The organism is Pseudomonas sp. LB3P14, from assembly GCF_054898045.1.
This window is the reverse complement of the sequence record NZ_CM142714.1, coordinates 2,254,665-2,271,304: the sequence shown is the minus strand read 5'-3', so window position 1 is coordinate 2,271,304 and position 16,640 is coordinate 2,254,665. Positions and strand designations below refer to the sequence as shown.

The following is a 16,640-nucleotide window of genomic DNA, read 5'->3' as shown; positions in this document are numbered from 1 at the left end:
CCTGCATGGTTCGTATTGGGATCGCCGTATTCATCGTCAATCACCTTTTGCCAGCACCATGGACATGAAGGCCGACATCAGCAGCCCACTGGCCTGGACCAAACAGCTGTTGGCATTGGCGACCTGGCGTTCGCCACATTCACCCCGTAGCTGGCGCACCGACTCGATCATCAATTGCATGCCGAACTGACCGGAGTGGTTGAAGGCCAGTCCACCGCCGGAGGTGTTCACCGGTAATGCGCCGCCGGGCGCGCCAACGCCACTGCGCAGGAACGCACCGGCCTGACCTGGCGGGCAAAATCCCATGGCCTCAAGGGCGACCAGCACGTTGATGGTGAAGGCGTCGTAGATCTGCACCATGCTCAATGCGCTGCGCGCGATACCCGACATGCGCAGGGCTTGCTCGGTGCAGTCGGCGATAACGCCAGGGTCGAGCCAGTCTGTAGAGCTGAGCGGTGTCACGTGATGCCGATAGGTATCGGCGAAACCACGGATGAAGACGGGAGGCTTTGCCAACGTGCGGGCGTGCTCGGCCTTGGTGAGGATCAACGCGCCGGCACCGTCGCTGACCAGGCAGATGTCGGCCTTGCGTAAAGGGTCCGAGATCAGCGGCGAAGCCAGATACTCCTCCATTGTCAGCGGTTTGCGCAGCGTGGCCTGTGGATTCAATTGCGCCCAGCGCCGCGCATTGATCGCCACTTCGCCGAGGTCCTCTGCGCTCGCCTGATAGCGGTGCAAATATTGTTGCGCGAGCATCGCATACCAACTGATCGGGCTGAGCACGCCATAGGGCGACACGAACTGGCCCGATGGGGAGCGCGGGTCGGTGATCGCTCCACCTCGGTTGCGGCTGTGATCCAGCCGCTGGGTACTGCCATAGGTCACCAGCGCCACCGAGCACAAGCCGGCGTCGATCGCGGCCATGGCGTGGATCAGATGGGTAAGCGGCGAGCCGCCGCCCACCACCGTGCTGTCGACATAGCGCGGCGTGATCCCCAGGTACTCGCTCACCAGCAGCGCATTGGCGCGGTCGTCCCAGTGCGCAAAAACGCCATCGACGTCGGCGAGCGTGAGCCCTGCATCGAGCAAGGCCTCGCGTGCCGATCGGCATTGCAGTGACAGCGCGGTGTCTCCCGGCTGAGCCTTGCCAAGACCGGCCTCGCCCACACCGACAATGGCGTAACGGCCGGCCAGGCGGGAAGCGTCGAGCGTCATGGTTGCGGCTCCTGGGCGATGAGCTGCGCACGCACGTCTTTCTTCAACACCTTGCCGACCGGGCTGCGTGGCAGGCTCTCCCAGAACAGCACGAGTTTTGGCGTCTTGAGGCTGCCGAGTTTTTCGCGGCAGACCGCGATGAACTCCTCGGCAGTTGCACTGGCGCCAGCCTTGAGTTCGATGACGGCGATGACTTTTTCGCCCCAGTCGGCATCGGGAATGCCGACCACCGCGCAATCCATGACCGCCGGATGCGCCCAGATCACCTGCTCGATTTCGCTCGGGTAGATGTTGAAACCGCCAGAGATGATCATGTCCTTGGTGCGGTCGACGATGTACAGGTAACCGCCTTCGTCGAACACACCGATGTCACCGGTGTGGTGCCAGCCGAAACGTCGTGCCTCGGCATTGGCTTGCGGGTTGTCGTAGTAACCCGGGGCAACCAGCTCGCCACGGGCAACAATCTCGCCGCGCTCGCCCGGCTCGACGAAGCGTCCTTCCTCATCCATCAGCGCCACTTCGCAAGCGCCGGTGGGGCGGCCGGCGGAACCCAGATGCTTACCGTCACGCATGTGATCTTCGCGGGTCAGTACCGTAATCACGCCCGGCACTTCGGATTGGCCATAACACTGCACGAACACCGGTCCCCACAGGGCGATGCCTTCGCGCAGCTTGTCCACGGACATGGGTGCGGCGCCGTAGATCACGTATTCGAGCGAGGAGCAGTCGCGGGTCCTCGCGTCCGGATGCGACAGCAGTCGGTAGATCAGGGTCGGCGGCAGGAAAAGGTGGGTGATGCGTTCCCGTTCAATGGTTTCCAGAACGGCGCCCGGATCGGCGGACGGTGCAATCACGTTACGCGTGCCGAAACTCGACAGTGCCATGGCGGTCGCGCCTGCAGCATGGGTCAGCGGCGCCACCACCAGATGCGCTGGGCTCTTGGCCGGTGGCATGAACTGGTTGCTGATGCGGTAGCAGGCCAGCAGGGCGCGGTGGCTTTGCATGATTGCCTTCGGCCGACCGGTCGTGCCACCCGAGGACTTGATCAGGGCGGTGTCGTCGAGGGACTGGCGCACGGTGCAGCGCTGGCCGGCGTGCTCTCGGCACCACTCGGCGATGCTCAGTCCGGCGATGGGTTCGTCCAGGCCGATCAGGGTTTTGAGTGTCGGCACGCCCGCGCGGATGCGCTCGGCATGCTCGGCGTATTGGGAGTGCAGCACCAGCACGGACAGTTGGGTGAAACTCATGAACCAGATCAGGCTGTCGATCGAGTCACGGGCATTCAGGGGAACGAAGGTCGCTCCCGCGCGCAAGGCGCCCAGCATGGCGACGAAGCTTAATGGATGATTGGGCGCGAGTACGCCGACATGGGGGGACCGGAGTCTCAGCAATGTCAGGGCATGGCCGATGGCATGGGAGTCGGCCTGAACCTCGGCATAGGTGAGGCTGAAACCTGTGCCTTGCAGGCAGACATTATCCGGGTGGCGATTGGCGCCGGCATCGAAGTGGTCGGTAATCATTTCCATGGTGACGGCTTATCCAAAAGAGTGAACTGGGGCAGCGTGCAGGATTCGCTGACGGACTCGAAACAGACGCTGACGCGGGCGCCGATGGCGACGCGCTCGAGGTCGGCGTCGAGGATGTTGGCCACCAGGCGAACGCCTTCATCGAGGTCGATCAGCGCAACCACATACGGCAACCGCGATTCGAACGCCGGCGAGGGGGCGATCCGGCAGACCGTGTAGGTGTAGATGCGCCCATGACCGCTGGCATTGATCCATTCGATACCGTCGGACAGGCATTCGATGCAGAACGCCCGCGGGTAAAATTGGCAGTGGCCGCAGCTACCGCAACGCTGGATCACCAGTCGGTGTTCCTGCGCGGCCGCCCAATAGGCGGCCGTTTCGGTAGTGGGTTGCGGCAGTGGCCGGGCAGAGAGAGGAGTCGACATGGCAACCTCAGCGAGTACGCAGTTCGAAACCGGCCATGGCGATGTGCACATGACGTTGTTCCGGGAGCTTGGCCAGGCCGGCGATCAGTTCGTGCAGCGGGCGGCGCACACTGAAGGTGTCGTCGACCACGGTCGGTACGAGCCCGGTGATCTTTTCGTCGCCGTACATGGCGCGCAGCAGCAGTTCATCATCCGACAGGCCGGGATAGCGGCGACGCAGCTCCGGAACCCTTGGCGCCAGCACTGGCGGCGTGATGGCAATTTCACGGGAACCGTTGGCGAGCACGCGGTCTTTTATGTCGGGGTCTACCGGCAGCGGCAGGGCGCCGAAATAGCCGCACACGTACTTTTTCACTTCGTCCGGCACCACCTTGTAACGCTCGCCGCTCAGCACGTTCATCACTGCCTGCGCGGCGATCATGGCGGGGAAGGGTGTAGCCATCACCGGCGAACCCAGTTCCACGCGGATGCGGCCGATCTCCTCGAGTACGACCGGCAGCTTGTCGGCGATTCCCGCCAGCTGAAGCTGCGATTGCAGATTAGACATGGCGCCCCCGGCGTACTGGGTGACGAAGTGAGCCGGGTCGTATTCCGCCGGGACTCCCACGGGGAAGCCGTTCTCCTCGGCAACCCCGGCAAGGTATTCACCGATTTCGTCTGCCGCGCGGTCATCGAAACTGACCTCGAAGCCGATCTCGCGCAGGTTGCGAGCCAGCATCTGCGCCGACGGTCCGGCATTGCCGTTGGCCAGCGGCCCGATCGAGCACAGCAGACGGTCGGCACCGTGCACGGCTGCTTCCAGCGCAACCAGCGAACCGGTCGCGTTCAGGCAATGGGTGATGATTTCCAGCGGTCGATCACCGATCACGGTCTTGATCGCCGGCACAATGCTGCGCACCTGCTCCACGGTCATGCTGCCGCCAGCGTCGCCGAAGGTAAAGGCGTCGATATCGAAGCGCTCGATGGCCTCGCGCGCCTTGGCGGCATAGAACGGCGCGTCGTAGCCGGGGGCCAGGTTGTAAATCATGGCGAGGGTCGTTGTCGCGCCGAGTCGCTTGGCGGTGGTGATCGCAGGCACCAGGTTATCCCAGCAGTGCAGGGAGTCGAGAAAACCGATATCGCGCGCACCGTTGGCGACCAGACGTTCGACGTACAGTTCACTCAAATCGTCCGGCTCGGGGTAGAAGCTACGCAACATGTTGCTGCGCACGACACCGCGCAGCGGCGTGTGGCGGATGCGTTCGGACAATAGGCGTAGCCGCTCCAGCGGACTCTGGTTGAGGAACAGCACGCTGGCGTCGAACTGCACCAACGCAACGCCTTCAATCGCATCAAAACCCAAGGCATCCAGGCGCTCGGCCATCGGCAGCATGTGCTCGGTGCGCATGCGAGTGGCCCACAAACACTGGTGTGCGTCACGCAGGGTGGCATCGACCAGCTGGATACGCCGACGTTTGCCGGTACGGGCGAATTCTGCGTTCACTTTTTCGCGTAGTTGATTCAGCACATGTCACCCCTTGCTGTGTTCGAGATGGATGGACAGACCGGGGCCTGTGACACTCAATACGGTGTAGTTGGGCCAGCGTTGCAGCAGGCCTTGCGTCAGGGCTTGCTCGGGTGTGCGAACTTCATAGTGAAGTTTTTGCAGCGGCGGCAGCGCAGGGCAGCCGCAGACCAGCGCCGCCAGCGCCTCTTCAGTGGCGGGCACATTGATCGGACGGCAAGGGTTCGCCACAGCGCCGATGCGTTGTTGCAGGCTGGACAACGACGTGTCGATCGGGCCGTAGCAGCCTTGCAACCAGCGGCGCAGTGCGGGCTGCAACGTGGCATAGCGGGGTCCGGCATCGAGATGCTCGAGTGCCTGTCGCGCGATGGCTTGTGCGAAAGGTTGCAGCATCGGCGGATTGCCCAACTCCTGGCGAATACGCGTGCATTCGCGGGAAAACTCGAACAGATCAGCCAAGCGCCCGCGCTCGCGCAACGCTTGAAGAGCTTCGGCGGCGATTTCACCTGGCAACTGATGCTCGTAAGGCGCCAGGTCGAAGGCCCAGGGCAGGCTTTCGGCAAATCCTTCCTGATCCGCCGCGGCAGCGAGCTGAGCCTGGGCTTCTTTTATACGATCCTGATCCGGTGATTGCAGTGGCAGTTCGAGCAAGGCTGCGGATCGGATCAGCAGCGACAGCGAAGGCGCCGATGCGCCGTTGGCAACAGCGGGCAGCGCAGCATCGAGGCGATCGATGCCGAGACGGATCGCTTCCAGCGCCACCTGCGGGCCGAGGCCGGTATGGCAGCGTGTGTGCAAATCCAGCGGTGTGCCATCAAGGCCGCTGCGCAGGGCCGAGAGCAGGCCGGGCAGGCGATCGACATGCAGCAGGCCGGCTTCGTCGCGCAGCATGATGCGCTGTGCACCGATCAGGACCAACCGTGCTGCACAAGCCGAATAATACGCATCGCAATGCTCGGGATCGTCCACGTAGGGCAGGGCGGCGATGACCGTCAAACCGTTGGCCTGCGCCTGCTGCACGGCGTTGCCCAGGCGCGAAAGGTCCAGCAGCGGATCAATCAACACGACCTCGCTGATGCCGGACTTCGCAAGCATTCGCAGCCAAATGTCCAGGGCTTCGCCGGCGAGCACATCGATGTGGCCATGGACGGGCAGCAGGTTCACGGTTGCGCGCAGGGGTGTGCCATTGGCGCGTTCGCGCAATGCGGCGACGCGCTGCAGAGGATTCTCATCACGGCTTACGCATTGTGCGATCACGGCCGGGCTCAATACCTCGATTGCGGCCAGTCGAGCGTGCCCAAGCGAGTTCATTGTCCCCAGCATCATCGCCGTGCTGACGGCACCGCTCCAGGCCGCGGTCTGACCGTCGCTCAGGCTGACATCGACCAATGTTGTCATGCTCATGCGCGCTCCTTGGCTTGTTTCAATGCCTGTTTGCGGGCGGGTACAAAGACGTCTTCAACCCAGCGTGTGGTGACGAGGCCCGCGACGAAGTCCGGATGGTCGAGCACGGCATGATGGAAGCTGGCCGTGGTCGACAAGCCCACGACTTTCATGTCCTTCAGCGCCTTGCGCATGAGTACGATCGCCTCGCTACGAGTCGGCGCATGCACGATCAGTTTCGCCAGCAGAGAGTCATAAAACGGTGGCACAGTCGCGCCGCTGTAGCAGTGGGTATCGACCCGTACGCCTTTACCTTTGGGTGGCAGCCATTCGCTCACCAGGCCAGGGCTCGGCAGGAAGTTGCGATCCGGGTCTTCGGCGTTGATCCGGCACTCGATCGCATGGCCGACCAGTTTCACGTCAGCCTGACTGAACGACAGCGGCAGGCCAGCCGCGATGCGAATCTGTTCGGCGACCAGGTCATAGCCAGTGATCATCTCCGTCACCGGGTGCTCGACCTGGATGCGGGTATTCATTTCCAGAAAATAGAACTTGCCGTCGCGGTCATCGACCACGAATTCGATCGTACCCGCGCCGAAGTAGCCGACATTTTTCGCCAGACGCACGGCGCATTCACCCATTTGCTCGCGGGTTTGTGGCGCGAGGCTGGGGGAGGGTGCTTCTTCGATCAGCTTCTGGTGACGGCGCTGCGTCGAGCACTCCCGCTCACCCAGATGCACCACGTTGCCATGACGGTCGCCCATGATCTGGATTTCGATATGGCGTGCCAGCTCGATGAATTTTTCGACATACAGGGTCGGATCGCCAAAGGCTGCTTGCGCTTCCGACGAGGCCGAACGGAAAGCCGCCTCGGCCTCTTCATCGCTGCGCACGATCCGCATGCCGCGCCCGCCGCCTCCGGCGGTTGCCTTGAACAGTACGGGGTAGCCAATCTCGCCGGCGATGGTGCGGGCGGTGTCGGCATCGGCCACGGCATCCGAGCCCGGTACACGCGGCACTTCGGCTTTTTCGGCCAGACCGACGGCGGTGATTTTGTCGCCCATCGAGTCAATGATTTCGGCCGACGGCCCGATGAACACCAGCCCTGCGTCTTCGCAGGCTTGAGCGAAATGCGAGCGCTCGGAAAGGAAACCATAACCCGGATGGATGGCGTCGCAGCGGTGTTCCAGTGCGGTGCGCACCAGCAGATCGGCGCACAGATAGCTTTGCGCAGCCGGCGGCGGGCCAATGATGACGTACTGGTCGGCGAGGCGGGCGGCCAGGCTGTGTCGGTCGGCTTCGGAGACGGCCGCGACCGATTCGATACCCAGCGTTTTGCAGGCGCGCACGATGCGTACAGCGATTTCGCCACGGTTGGCGATCAATACCCGACGAATGTCGCGGGTTGCCACAGGAATGCTGCTCATCAGCGTGCCTCCGGTTCAATAATCATTAATAGCTCGTCCCGCTGAACCATCTGCAGGTCCTGGGCGACGACGCGCACGACGCGGCCTTTCACCGGGGAGGCGAGGGTGTTGAAAAGTTTCATGGCCTCGACCAGACACAGGGGCGCCCCGGCCTCCACCATGGCGTTCTCTTCAACAAACGACGGTTGGTCGGGGCTGGGTTTGCGATAGAAGGTGCCCATCATGGTCGCGCGCACGGCCACCAGGCCCTCGGCGACTTCGGGTTCGCTCGCGGCCGCCACGGAGGGCGCTACCTGTGCGGCTTTTGCGGGTGTGGCGCCTGGGACAGGCTCCAGCGACCGCTGAATCGTGCCGGACTTGCTGGCCGTCAGCGTGGTGTCACCGATGCGGACTTCGAGGAAGTCCAAATGCGTCGTGTGATCCAGTATCTCAAGGATTCTTCGTGCTTCTTTATGTGTGAGCGACATGCCTCAGGGCCTCTTGTTGTTCGAATTGCCTTGACCGATAAAAACATCCATACGTAGGATTGTCAACAATCAGACAATAACGTAATGTGCTGATCATCACCCAGGGCGCTTGCGCAAATCGTGATAGCTAAATTTTAGCTTTGCGCCGGCCAAGGGCTCAGCGATTCAGAAAACAGTTGTGTTTTGGAGGGGGCGAGAATGAGTACAATCGCGGTTAAATCGGATGTCGCTGGAACGGTGTGGCAGATCCATGTCCGCGAAGGCGATGTCGTTGAAGAAGATCAGACGTTGATCATCATGGAGTCCATGAAAATGGAAATTCCCCTGATGGCCGCGGAGTCGGGTCGAGTGGTCAGCGTTCTCGTTGCCGAGGGCGAAGTGGTGAAAGATGGCCAGGATGTTTTGCTTATGGAGTGCGATTGAAGTCTATGTCAATGAATGCAGGTTCGGCGTCGGCCGCCAAGGGCGGTAGTGCAATAGGTATCATGCGGGCTGGTCGCCAGCGCGTGTTGACGATGCCGGAGCAGATTGCCGAGAGCATTACGCTTGCGATTTTGCGAGGTGAATACGGGCCGGGAGATTCGGTGCGTGAGCAGGAACTGGCCGACCACTTCCAGGTCAGTCGGGGGCCGATTCGCGAGGCCCTGCGCATTCTCGAGAAGGTAGGCGTCGTGACCATCGTGCCGCAGCGTGGCGCGCATGTAACGTCATTGAGCCGGCAGGAGATCGACAACCTGTTCGAGATCCGCGCCGTGTTGGCCGGGTTGTTGGCCAAGTACCTGGTGGATCTTGATGCATCTGTAGTGAATCAAATGGATGCCATCGTCACCCGGCTTGAGCTGATCGCTGCGCAATCGGATGCGCTGGATGAGTATGCACAGGGCAGTTACCGACTGAGCACGCTGTTGTTCCAGTCGTGCGGTAACAAGCAGCTGGCAGAACTCATGGGTGCGCTGGGTATCCAGACCGCTCGCTACACACGGTTGGGGTTGCGTTCGCCAGAGCGCCGGCAGGCTTCCGCCATTCATTGGCGTCAGCTGGTCGAGGCACTCAGACAAAACAGCAGCACGGTTGCCGCAAATATGATGGTTGAGTTGATCAACGCTTCCCATCAAGCAGCATCGAATCAGCTTGAGTAATTAACACGGGGGCACAACACTCCCAAGTGCTGTGTCAAATTGTCGACAATAAGACAAAATATCATGACAAAAAAACGTACCGCAGGACTCATGCTCAGTTGGGCAGCCCGGCAACACCGTGGCCGCACCGCTCTGATCTTCGGCGACAATTGCCTGACGTATGACGAGGTTGAGACTGGCAGCAACCGTCTTGCCCATGCCCTGGTTTCCCTTGGGTTGCAGGTCGGGGAGCGCGTCGCTGTTTTACTCAACAACTCGCCCGAGGCGATCGAAAGCGTTTTCGCCGTCGAGAAAGCGGGACTGGTTTACGTGGCGCTGAATGCCCGGCATACGCTGGCCGAGCAGATCGCGATACTCGACGACGCCGGCGCTAGTCTGCTGGTGGTGGGGCCGGAGTTCAGTGAAATCGGCGAAGGCGTTCGCGATCGCGTCGCAAGCTTGCGCAATGTAATGGGGCTCGATTGGCAGGCGCCGCAGGTAGTGGATTACCGACAAGTGCTCGCTTCAATGCCGGCACATGCGCCCAATATTCAGGTCGCCGCAGATGCGCTGCTGCGTATCGCCTATACCTCAGGCACCACCGGAAAACCCAAGGGCGTGACCTACACGGTCAAGCGTTGGTACGAACGCCTGACCAATCACTTCTACGCGATGGAATACAGCCTTGGCGTAGAGGATGCGATGTTGCACGTCGGACCCTTGACCCATGCCGCGGGCGTCCATTTGCTGCCGTGCTACTTGCGTGGTGCGCGCAATGTGATTCTTGAGAAATTCGAGCCACTGGAGACGCTGCAACACATCGAGCGCCAGCGGATCACGCAAATGATGTGCGTGCCGACCATGCTCACGCGCTTGCTTGACACGCTCGACAGCGGCGTCGAGGCCGATCTGTCGTCGCTCAAGTGCATTCATTACGGGACCGCTCCGACGTCCGTTGACCTGATCCGCCGAGCCATTGCGCGGTTCGGCCCGGTGATGCGTCAGCAGTACGGAATGACCGAGGCGGTACAGCCACTGGCGGTGTTGTATCCGCACGAACACGCTGAAGACGATGTGCTGCGCTCATGCGGCAAGCCGACCGCCAATGTGCAGATCACCGTGCGCGATGTCCACGGTCAAGAGCTGGCGACGGGGGAAATCGGCGAGATCGCCATCGCCACCGACGGTATCGGCGAAGTGGCTTTCTGGCGCCGTCCCGATCTGGAAGCCGAGGCCATCCGCGAGGGCTGGTACTACTCGGGCGATCTCGGTTACCTCGATGCGCAGGGCTTCCTTTATATCGTCGGGCGTAACAAGGACATGATCATTTCCGGTGGCTTCAACGTCTACGCGCGGGAAGTCGAGGATGCGCTGGAAAGCCATCCGCAAGTCGTCGAAGTGGCGGTACTCGGTTTACCCGACCCGGAGTGGGGCGAGCGTATCGCGGCTTTTGTGGTCAGGCGCGAAGGTGCCACGGTCGACAGCGAAGCACTCGGCAGTCATTGCGTTGCACTGATCGCTGGCTACAAGAAGCCTCGTCTCATTGAGTTCGTTGACGCTCTGCCGCGCAACAACGCCGGCAAGGTCGTAAAAAACATTCTACGCGATAGCTATCTCGCGCGCCTGGAGAGGAAATCATCATGAGCACGTCTACTGCCCCTGAATGGTCAATGGAACTCGCCGACATCCGCGCGCGTCGAGAAGTCGCCTATGCATTGGGTGGCCCGGAAGCGGTGGAAAAGCATCATGCCCAGGGCAAACTCACGGCGCGTGAGCGCATCGGGCACCTGCTTGATGGCGACAGCTTCGAGGAATTCGGCATCCTGGCCGGCGCCGTGAAATACACAGCGGAAGGCAAAATTTCCTCTGCCACACCGAGCACGGCAGTCGTTGGTGTGGGCACGATCGAACAGCGGCGTGCCGTCGTTGCGGCGGATGATTTCACTATTCGCGGTGGTTCGTCAGAGGCGGCGGTCGCTGAAAAGTGGATCTATGCCGATCGTTATGCCTGGGAATACAAGCTGCCGATCATTCGCATGATCGACAGCGCGGGCGGCAGTGTGAAGCTGCTCGACAAGCTCGGTCATACCAAGATTCCGGGTTATGCCCTGTTGCCGATCACCAATCTGTTGGGTGCCGTGCCGGTTGTTGGCATTGCCCACGGTGCCTGTGCGGGGTTGGGTGCGTTGCGGGTTGCCGCCTCGCACCTGTCGATCATGGTTCGTGGTCAGAGCCAGGTGTTCGCAGCTGGCCCGCCCGTGGTGAAGCAGGCGTTTGGTATCGACATCGACAAGAACGATCTCGGTGGTTACGACCAGGTGCATCGTCACAGCGGCATGATCAATCTGGCTGCCAACACCGACGCCGAGGCATTGGAGTTGGCCAAGCGCTTCTTGTCTTATCTGCCGGGCAATGTCTGGGAACAGCCAACCCGTGTGGCATCGACGGACGCTCCCGGTCGGCGCGACGCGTGGCTCAACGATGCCATTCCCCACGACCGGCGCAAGATCTTCAATCCGCACAAGATCCTCAAGTCGCTGGTCGACAAAGACAGTCTGTTCGAGATGTCCCCGGATTTCGGCGCGTCGACCATCACTGCGTTCGCCCGTCTTAACGGCTACTCGGTGGGGATCATCTGCAACAACCCGCGAGTCGGTGGTGGTGCGCTCACCCGCGCAGCAGCGCTCAAGCAGACCCGCTTCATCGACCTGTGCGACACCTTCCATCTGCCAATGATCTATCTGGTGGATCAGCCTGGCGTCATGACCGGGCAAGAAGCAGAAATGCAGGGCACCTTGAGTGCTGCGATGCAGGCCGTGCATGCGATCGAGCAGGCCAGCGTGCCTGTCATCACCATCGTGCTGCGCCGCTGTGTCGGACTCGCCGGTGCCATGGTCAGTCCCTGGCATGGCCCGACAGGCACGGCATTGCCACACCGGTTTGCCTGGCCGTCGGCACAGTGGGGCTCGATCCCGATCGAGGGTGGGGTCGCGGCCGCCTACAAGCAGGAAATCGCTGCGGCTGATGATCCGCTGGCACGGCGCAAAGAGCTGGAGGCCCATTACCAGGCCCTGGCTTCACCGCTGCGCACGGCCGAGCGTTTTGGTGTCATCGACATTATTGAGCCGGACAGTACGCGCCCGCTGTTGTGCAACTGGGTGGGTGACGCGTATCGCATCACCGCGCTTTCCCTTGGGCCGAAGCGGCGGACCATGCGCTAGTCCTGGCAGGACGAGCGGCATCCGGCCTTACCTTCATAAAAACAACTCAAAGGTACAGACGATGTTCTGGAAAAAGAGTCCTTGCGCCGTGTTGGCAACGCTGATGGTGATTCACCTGTTGGCTCAGGTGGACCGAAATATTCTGCTGGGCTTCGCACCGCAAATCACCGGCGAGCTGGCGATCAATAACGCGCAGTACGGTTTTCTCGTCGGCGCTGTCTGGGTGCTGAGTTATGGCGTCATGGCAGTAGTGCTCGGCGCGCTGGCTGATCGGCATAGCCGGCCACGAGTGATTGGTGCAGGTATGCTCGTCTGGAGCGCCTGCACGGTGGCCTCCGGATTCGTGCAGAACTTCGAACAAATGGTGGCGGCGCGTTTTCTGGTGGCAACCGGTGAAGCAGCTCTGATTCCGGCCGCCACAGCGCTATTGATGGAGTTGTTCTCAGAGAAGCGCCGGGGCACGGCGATGGGGCTGTTCTACCTCGGTATTCCGTTGGGCATCGGCTGCAGTTTTTTGCTGGCGGGTACGCTCGGCGCCACGCACGGCTGGCGCACCACGTTCTTTGTCCTGGGTGTGATCGGCGTTGTCATTGGCTTGCCATTGATGCTGCTGAGCGATAAGCGCAGCCACAACACACTGCAAGAACGCGGTGCCCCGCTCAAGTCCCAGTTGGCCGCGGTGTTTGGGGAACTGCGTAGCAACCGTGTCGTGCGCTACACCGTCACCGGTTTTGTCCTGGCTCATCTGGTCTATCCGGGCATTTCTTTCGCGCAACTCTGGATGACGCGCGAGAGGGCGATGGATCCGGCCACTATCGCCTTGACTCTGGGCGCCATGCAGATCGTTTTCGGCTCGTTGGGCGCCTTGGCCGGTGGCATGTTGAGCGACCGCCTGGCTCCGCGTTTCAAAGGTGGCCACGCCAGTGTGCTGGCCTTGCTGGTGCTGCTGTGCGCGCCCTGCATGATTGCTTACCGCCTGGTTCCGACTGATTCGCCGCTGTTCTATGTGGGCATGGCGGTCGGCATTTTCATGGTGATGTCGCTTTACGGATCGGCGACCACCGCCATTCAGGGCGCAGTGCCCGTGCGCATGCGTTCAACGGTGATGGGGTGCTCGATGCTCCTGCTGAATCTTTTCTCGGTGGCACTGGGGACCTTTGTCGTCGGCTGGATCAGCGATGTTCTGACGACTGCCGGGGTGGCCTCACCGCTGACTCATGTGTTGCTGGTCAGCGACATTCTTGGGCTGGTGTTGGGTGGGTTCTTCTTTTATCTGGCGGCTCGTATCAAGCGTGAAAGCTCGCGCGCGCTGCCGGCCATGGGAATCAAGGTTTAGCTTATGTCCAGGTCCGCCGTCATTCAGTTGCAGTCGGTTGTCAGCCAGCACCTGCCGGGTGTACTGGCCAGCATCGTCGTCGCCATTGCGGCACGGTTTCTGGCTGACCAGTACCAGGCGCCGGTGATGCTGTTGGCGCTCTTGCTCGGTATGGCCATGAATTTTCTGGCGGCGGGGCCGAGCAAACCGGGTATCGATTTCAGCGCTCGTGAAGTGCTGCGCGTCGGGGTTGCCTTGCTCGGGATGCGCATCTCCTTGGAGCAGATAGCCGCGCTCGGTTGGCATCCGGTGTTGATCGTTGTCGTGTCGGTGGTGGTGACCATTTTGGTGTCTATGCTGGCGGCGCGGGCGCTGGGCTTCAATGTGCTGTTCGGTTTGCTGTCCGGCGGCGCGACCGCAATCTGCGGTGCCTCCGCGGCGCTGGCGTTGGCGGCGGCGTTGCCTGCCCATCATGCCAAGGAGCGCGCAACGTTGTTCACGGTCATTGGCGTGTCCGCCCTGTCGACCCTGGCGATGATTCTGTATCCGGTGATTGCCCGGGCGCTCGGCCTGGATCCGCTGCAGGCCGGGGTGTTTCTCGGCGCCACCATCCATGACGTCGCCCAGGTGGTCGGTGCCGGGTACAGCATGTCGCATGACATCGGCGATACCGCCACGGTGGTGAAACTGATGCGCATCGCGATGCTGCTGCCGGTCATCGTCTGCGCTGTATTGATCACCCGTGCACAGGGCGGGCAGGGGACAGGTGAGAGGCCACCCTTGTTGCCGTGGTTTGCCGTGGCTTTCATCGCCCTCGCCACGGTGACCAGTTTCGGTTGGCTGCCTTCAGCGGTGCAGACCCTGGGCAACCAATTGTCGAGTTGGTGCCTGGTCGTCGCCATCAGTGCGCTCGGGATGAAAATCCAGTTGAAGGAGCTGGCCACTGTGGGCTTCAAACCCATTCTGTTAATGGTCGGTGAAACCGTGTTCTTGCTGGGACTGGTGTTGCTGTTGATACGACTCGGTAGTTGAGTCGGGTCGTTCAATGCCACGGGGTGTAGTGCCTGCGGCGGTATTGATTGGGTCACTTTGAATGAATCGAACGCTCCCCTGATGGGGATAAGAGTGGTGAGCACTGTCACGCCCGAATTGGGCGGCCAGATGTTTTTTCATAAACATAAAAACAAAAACAAAAAAAATCGGAGCCAACGTATGCGAATCAAAAAAATTACTGGTGTGAGTGTGTGGGAGCCAACCCTGCTGGCCTCGGCGCTGTTCGTCGCTGCGTTGCCAGCGGCTCATGCCTTCGAAGTCAATACCGGCAATGAAGACTGGGCGGTGCGTTTCGACAACACGTTCAAGTTCAACTATGCCCAGCGGGTTGAAAGTCCCAACAGCAAGTTGGCCCGTTCATGGAACAACAACGACGGCAACCGCAACTTCTCTTCGGGCAGTGCGGTGTCCCAGCGTCTGGATGTGCTGTCCGAACTGGACGTGACCTACCAACAGAAGATGGGTTTTCGCGTCAGCGCCAACAGTTGGTACGACCACGCCTATGACAATGTCGGCAGCGATAACGCGGCAACCAACCAGCTCAACCACGGGGTGCCGGACTCACGCCATATCAGCGGTTACGCCGATCGCTACTACAACGGCCCATCGGCCGAGATCCTGGATGCCTTTGTCTTTGGCAGTACTGAAGTCGGCGAAGAGTCGATCCTCAGCGCCAAGCTCGGCAAGCACACCCAGTACTGGGGCGAAAGTATCCTGGCCTTTGCCCATGGCAACAGCTACGGCCAGTCCGGCCTGGACATTACTAAGTTGGCGACGGTGCCAGGCACTGAGGCCAAGGAGTTGTTCATCCCGCGTAACCAACTGTCTGTCAGCTTCACCGTCAACCCGGAGCTGACCCTCGGTGCACAGTATTTCCTCGACTGGGACGCCGCGCGCCTGCCGGAGTCCGGTACGTACCTGGGCTTCAACGACGGCATCCAGAGCGGCGGGCATAACCTGTCGCTGATCGGCGGCGTCAACCCGTTCTTTGGTGCCCCTGGGCCGATCGGGGCCAATCAGTTTTTGCGCCTGAGCAATGGCCACACCTTCACCCCGGACGACCGCGGCGACTTCGGTTTGATGGCCAAGTGGAGTCCGGAATGGCTGGACGGCACCCTCGGTTTCTACTACCGCAATACCTCCGACATCCTGCCCAATCTGGCCCTGCAGCCGACCGCCGTCGGCCCGGCGCAACTGATCTCGGGAAACATCGGCAGCTACAACCAGTTCTACGTCGATGACATCGATATCTACGGCATCAGCCTGTCGAAAAGCATCGCCGGCGTCAGCGTCGGTTTCGACCTGAACTACCGCGAGAACATGCCCCTGGCCAGCGTGGCAGGCACTGTCAGTCCGGCTGCGGCCGCCGCCGGCTTGCCAGGTTTCATCGGCAGCTTCAACGGCGACGACGGCGTGGCCCGCGGCAACACCGTACATGCGGTGCTCAACGGCCTGACCACCTTTGGCGACACGCCACTTTGGGACAGCTCCTCGTTGCTGGTCGAGCTCGGCTACAGCCGCTGGTTGAAGGTGACCGACAACAAGCAACTGTTCAAGGGCGAGGACTGGTATCACGGGACCGACAAGGTCACCAAGGACAACTACATCCTCGGCGTTAACTTCAACCCGACCTGGTACCAGGTCTTCCCAGGCATCGATATATACCTGCCGATGACTTACAACGTCGGCCTCAATGGCAACTCCGCCGTGCAGTTGGGTGGTAACGAGGACGCCGGCAGCTATTCGATCGGTATCGGCATGGATGTGCGCAACCAGTACCGCTTCGACCTGAAATACGTGGACAACTTCGGTCCATTCGACACCTGCAGTTCGCCAGGCAGCGCTGGCAGTCAGGGAGACGGCGCTGCACCGGGTGCCAACGGCCAATACAACTGTGTACCGGGTCAAACCACCGCCTTCGGCGGGACCCCGGCCCAGCTCAAGGATCGCGGCATGGTCACGGCCACCTTCAAGACAACTTTCTGA

General features: G+C 61.2%; 14 protein-coding genes. 7 read left to right on the top strand and 7 right to left on the bottom strand.

The genetic code is table 11. The annotated features are described in order from the left end of the window. Positions 1–36: 36 nt before the first annotated feature. The 7 genes from ACYZT5_RS10380 to ACYZT5_RS10350 are packed head-to-tail and all read right to left on the bottom strand — an operon-like array spanning position 37 to position 7,947. A complete protein-coding gene (locus tag ACYZT5_RS10380; RefSeq protein ID WP_462051016.1) occupies positions 37–1,215 on the bottom strand; it encodes a thiolase C-terminal domain-containing protein in 1,179 nt (392 codons plus the stop codon). Continuing rightward, positions 1,212–2,741: an AMP-binding protein gene (locus ACYZT5_RS10375; RefSeq protein ID WP_462051015.1), complete on the bottom strand. Its 1,530-nt coding sequence runs from the start codon at positions 2,739–2,741 to the stop codon at positions 1,212–1,214. Before ACYZT5_RS10375 ends, ACYZT5_RS10380 begins: the two co-directional genes overlap by 4 nt. Then, a complete protein-coding gene (locus ACYZT5_RS10370; RefSeq protein WP_462051014.1) occupies positions 2,732–3,166 on the bottom strand; it encodes a Zn-ribbon domain-containing OB-fold protein in 435 nt (144 codons plus the stop codon). Before ACYZT5_RS10370 ends, ACYZT5_RS10375 begins: the two co-directional genes overlap by 10 nt. 7 nt (positions 3,167–3,173) lie before the next feature. Further along, positions 3,174–4,673 (bottom strand): hypothetical protein, encoded by a 1,500-nt coding sequence (locus ACYZT5_RS10365; RefSeq protein WP_462051013.1) that lies wholly within the window; start codon positions 4,671–4,673, stop codon positions 3,174–3,176. A gap of 3 nt (positions 4,674–4,676) precedes the next feature. Then, a complete protein-coding gene (locus ACYZT5_RS10360; RefSeq protein ID WP_462051012.1) occupies positions 4,677–6,074 on the bottom strand; it encodes an acetyl-CoA carboxylase biotin carboxylase subunit family protein in 1,398 nt (465 codons plus the stop codon). Further along, positions 6,071–7,480 (bottom strand): acetyl-CoA carboxylase biotin carboxylase subunit, encoded by a 1,410-nt coding sequence (gene accC, locus ACYZT5_RS10355; RefSeq protein WP_462051011.1) that lies wholly within the window; start codon positions 7,478–7,480, stop codon positions 6,071–6,073. The genes ACYZT5_RS10360 and accC overlap by 4 nt, the downstream gene beginning before the upstream one ends. Beyond that, positions 7,480–7,947 carry an acetyl-CoA carboxylase biotin carboxyl carrier protein gene (locus ACYZT5_RS10350; protein WP_462051010.1) on the bottom strand — a complete coding sequence of 156 codons (468 nt, stop codon included), beginning with the start codon at positions 7,945–7,947 and terminating at the stop codon, positions 7,480–7,482. Before ACYZT5_RS10350 ends, accC begins: the two co-directional genes overlap by 1 nt. Positions 7,948–8,145: 198 nt before the next feature. On the opposite strand from ACYZT5_RS10350, the gene ACYZT5_RS10345 reads away from it, so the two are divergent. The 7 genes from ACYZT5_RS10345 to ACYZT5_RS10315 all read left to right on the top strand — a co-directional run bounded on the left by ACYZT5_RS10345 (position 8,146) and on the right by ACYZT5_RS10315 (position 16,640). Further along, positions 8,146–8,370, top strand: a complete 225-nt coding sequence (locus ACYZT5_RS10345; protein ID WP_201117292.1) for an acyl-CoA carboxylase biotin carboxyl carrier protein subunit — start codon at positions 8,146–8,148, stop codon at positions 8,368–8,370. A gap of 5 nt (positions 8,371–8,375) precedes the next feature. Next, a complete protein-coding gene (locus tag ACYZT5_RS10340) occupies positions 8,376–9,086 on the top strand; it encodes a GntR family transcriptional regulator (RefSeq protein ID WP_462051009.1) in 711 nt (236 codons plus the stop codon). A 63-nt stretch (positions 9,087–9,149) separates the two neighbouring features. Continuing rightward, positions 9,150–10,709 (top strand): class I adenylate-forming enzyme family protein, encoded by a 1,560-nt coding sequence (locus ACYZT5_RS10335; protein ID WP_462051008.1) that lies wholly within the window; start codon positions 9,150–9,152, stop codon positions 10,707–10,709. Continuing rightward, entirely contained in the window at positions 10,706–12,286 is a 1,581-nt protein-coding gene (locus ACYZT5_RS10330; protein WP_462051007.1) for an acyl-CoA carboxylase subunit beta, read from the top strand. Before ACYZT5_RS10335 ends, ACYZT5_RS10330 begins: the two co-directional genes overlap by 4 nt. A gap of 61 nt (positions 12,287–12,347) precedes the next feature. Beyond that, positions 12,348–13,622, top strand: coding sequence for an MFS transporter (locus ACYZT5_RS10325; protein ID WP_462051006.1), 1,275 nt, complete (start codon positions 12,348–12,350; stop codon positions 13,620–13,622). Positions 13,623–13,625: 3 nt separating this feature from the next. Continuing rightward, positions 13,626–14,633: a YeiH family protein gene (locus tag ACYZT5_RS10320; RefSeq protein ID WP_462051005.1), complete on the top strand. Its 1,008-nt coding sequence runs from the start codon at positions 13,626–13,628 to the stop codon at positions 14,631–14,633. A 180-nt stretch (positions 14,634–14,813) separates the two neighbouring features. Then, positions 14,814–16,640 carry a DUF1302 domain-containing protein gene (locus ACYZT5_RS10315; RefSeq protein ID WP_462051004.1) on the top strand — a complete coding sequence of 609 codons (1,827 nt, stop codon included), beginning with the start codon at positions 14,814–14,816 and terminating at the stop codon, positions 16,638–16,640.

Coding starts and splice junctions, on each gene's coding strand:
- ACYZT5_RS10345 (WP_201117292.1), top strand. CDS start 8,146: ATGAGTACAATCGCGGTTAAATCGGATGTCGCTGGAACGGTGTGGCAG.
- ACYZT5_RS10380 (WP_462051016.1), bottom strand. CDS start 1,215: ATGACGCTCGACGCTTCCCGCCTGGCCGGCCGTTACGCCATTGTCGGT.
- ACYZT5_RS10340 (WP_462051009.1), top strand. CDS start 8,376: ATGTCAATGAATGCAGGTTCGGCGTCGGCCGCCAAGGGCGGTAGTGCA.
- ACYZT5_RS10370 (WP_462051014.1), bottom strand. CDS start 3,166: ATGTCGACTCCTCTCTCTGCCCGGCCACTGCCGCAACCCACTACCGAA.
- ACYZT5_RS10375 (WP_462051015.1), bottom strand. CDS start 2,741: ATGGAAATGATTACCGACCACTTCGATGCCGGCGCCAATCGCCACCCG.
- ACYZT5_RS10350 (WP_462051010.1), bottom strand. CDS start 7,947: ATGTCGCTCACACATAAAGAAGCACGAAGAATCCTTGAGATACTGGAT.
- ACYZT5_RS10360 (WP_462051012.1), bottom strand. CDS start 6,074: ATGAGCATGACAACATTGGTCGATGTCAGCCTGAGCGACGGTCAGACC.
- ACYZT5_RS10315 (WP_462051004.1), top strand. CDS start 14,814: ATGCGAATCAAAAAAATTACTGGTGTGAGTGTGTGGGAGCCAACCCTG.
- accC (WP_462051011.1), bottom strand. CDS start 7,480: ATGAGCAGCATTCCTGTGGCAACCCGCGACATTCGTCGGGTATTGATC.
- ACYZT5_RS10325 (WP_462051006.1), top strand. CDS start 12,348: ATGTTCTGGAAAAAGAGTCCTTGCGCCGTGTTGGCAACGCTGATGGTG.
- ACYZT5_RS10320 (WP_462051005.1), top strand. CDS start 13,626: ATGTCCAGGTCCGCCGTCATTCAGTTGCAGTCGGTTGTCAGCCAGCAC.
- ACYZT5_RS10335 (WP_462051008.1), top strand. CDS start 9,150: ATGACAAAAAAACGTACCGCAGGACTCATGCTCAGTTGGGCAGCCCGG.
- ACYZT5_RS10330 (WP_462051007.1), top strand. CDS start 10,706: ATGAGCACGTCTACTGCCCCTGAATGGTCAATGGAACTCGCCGACATC.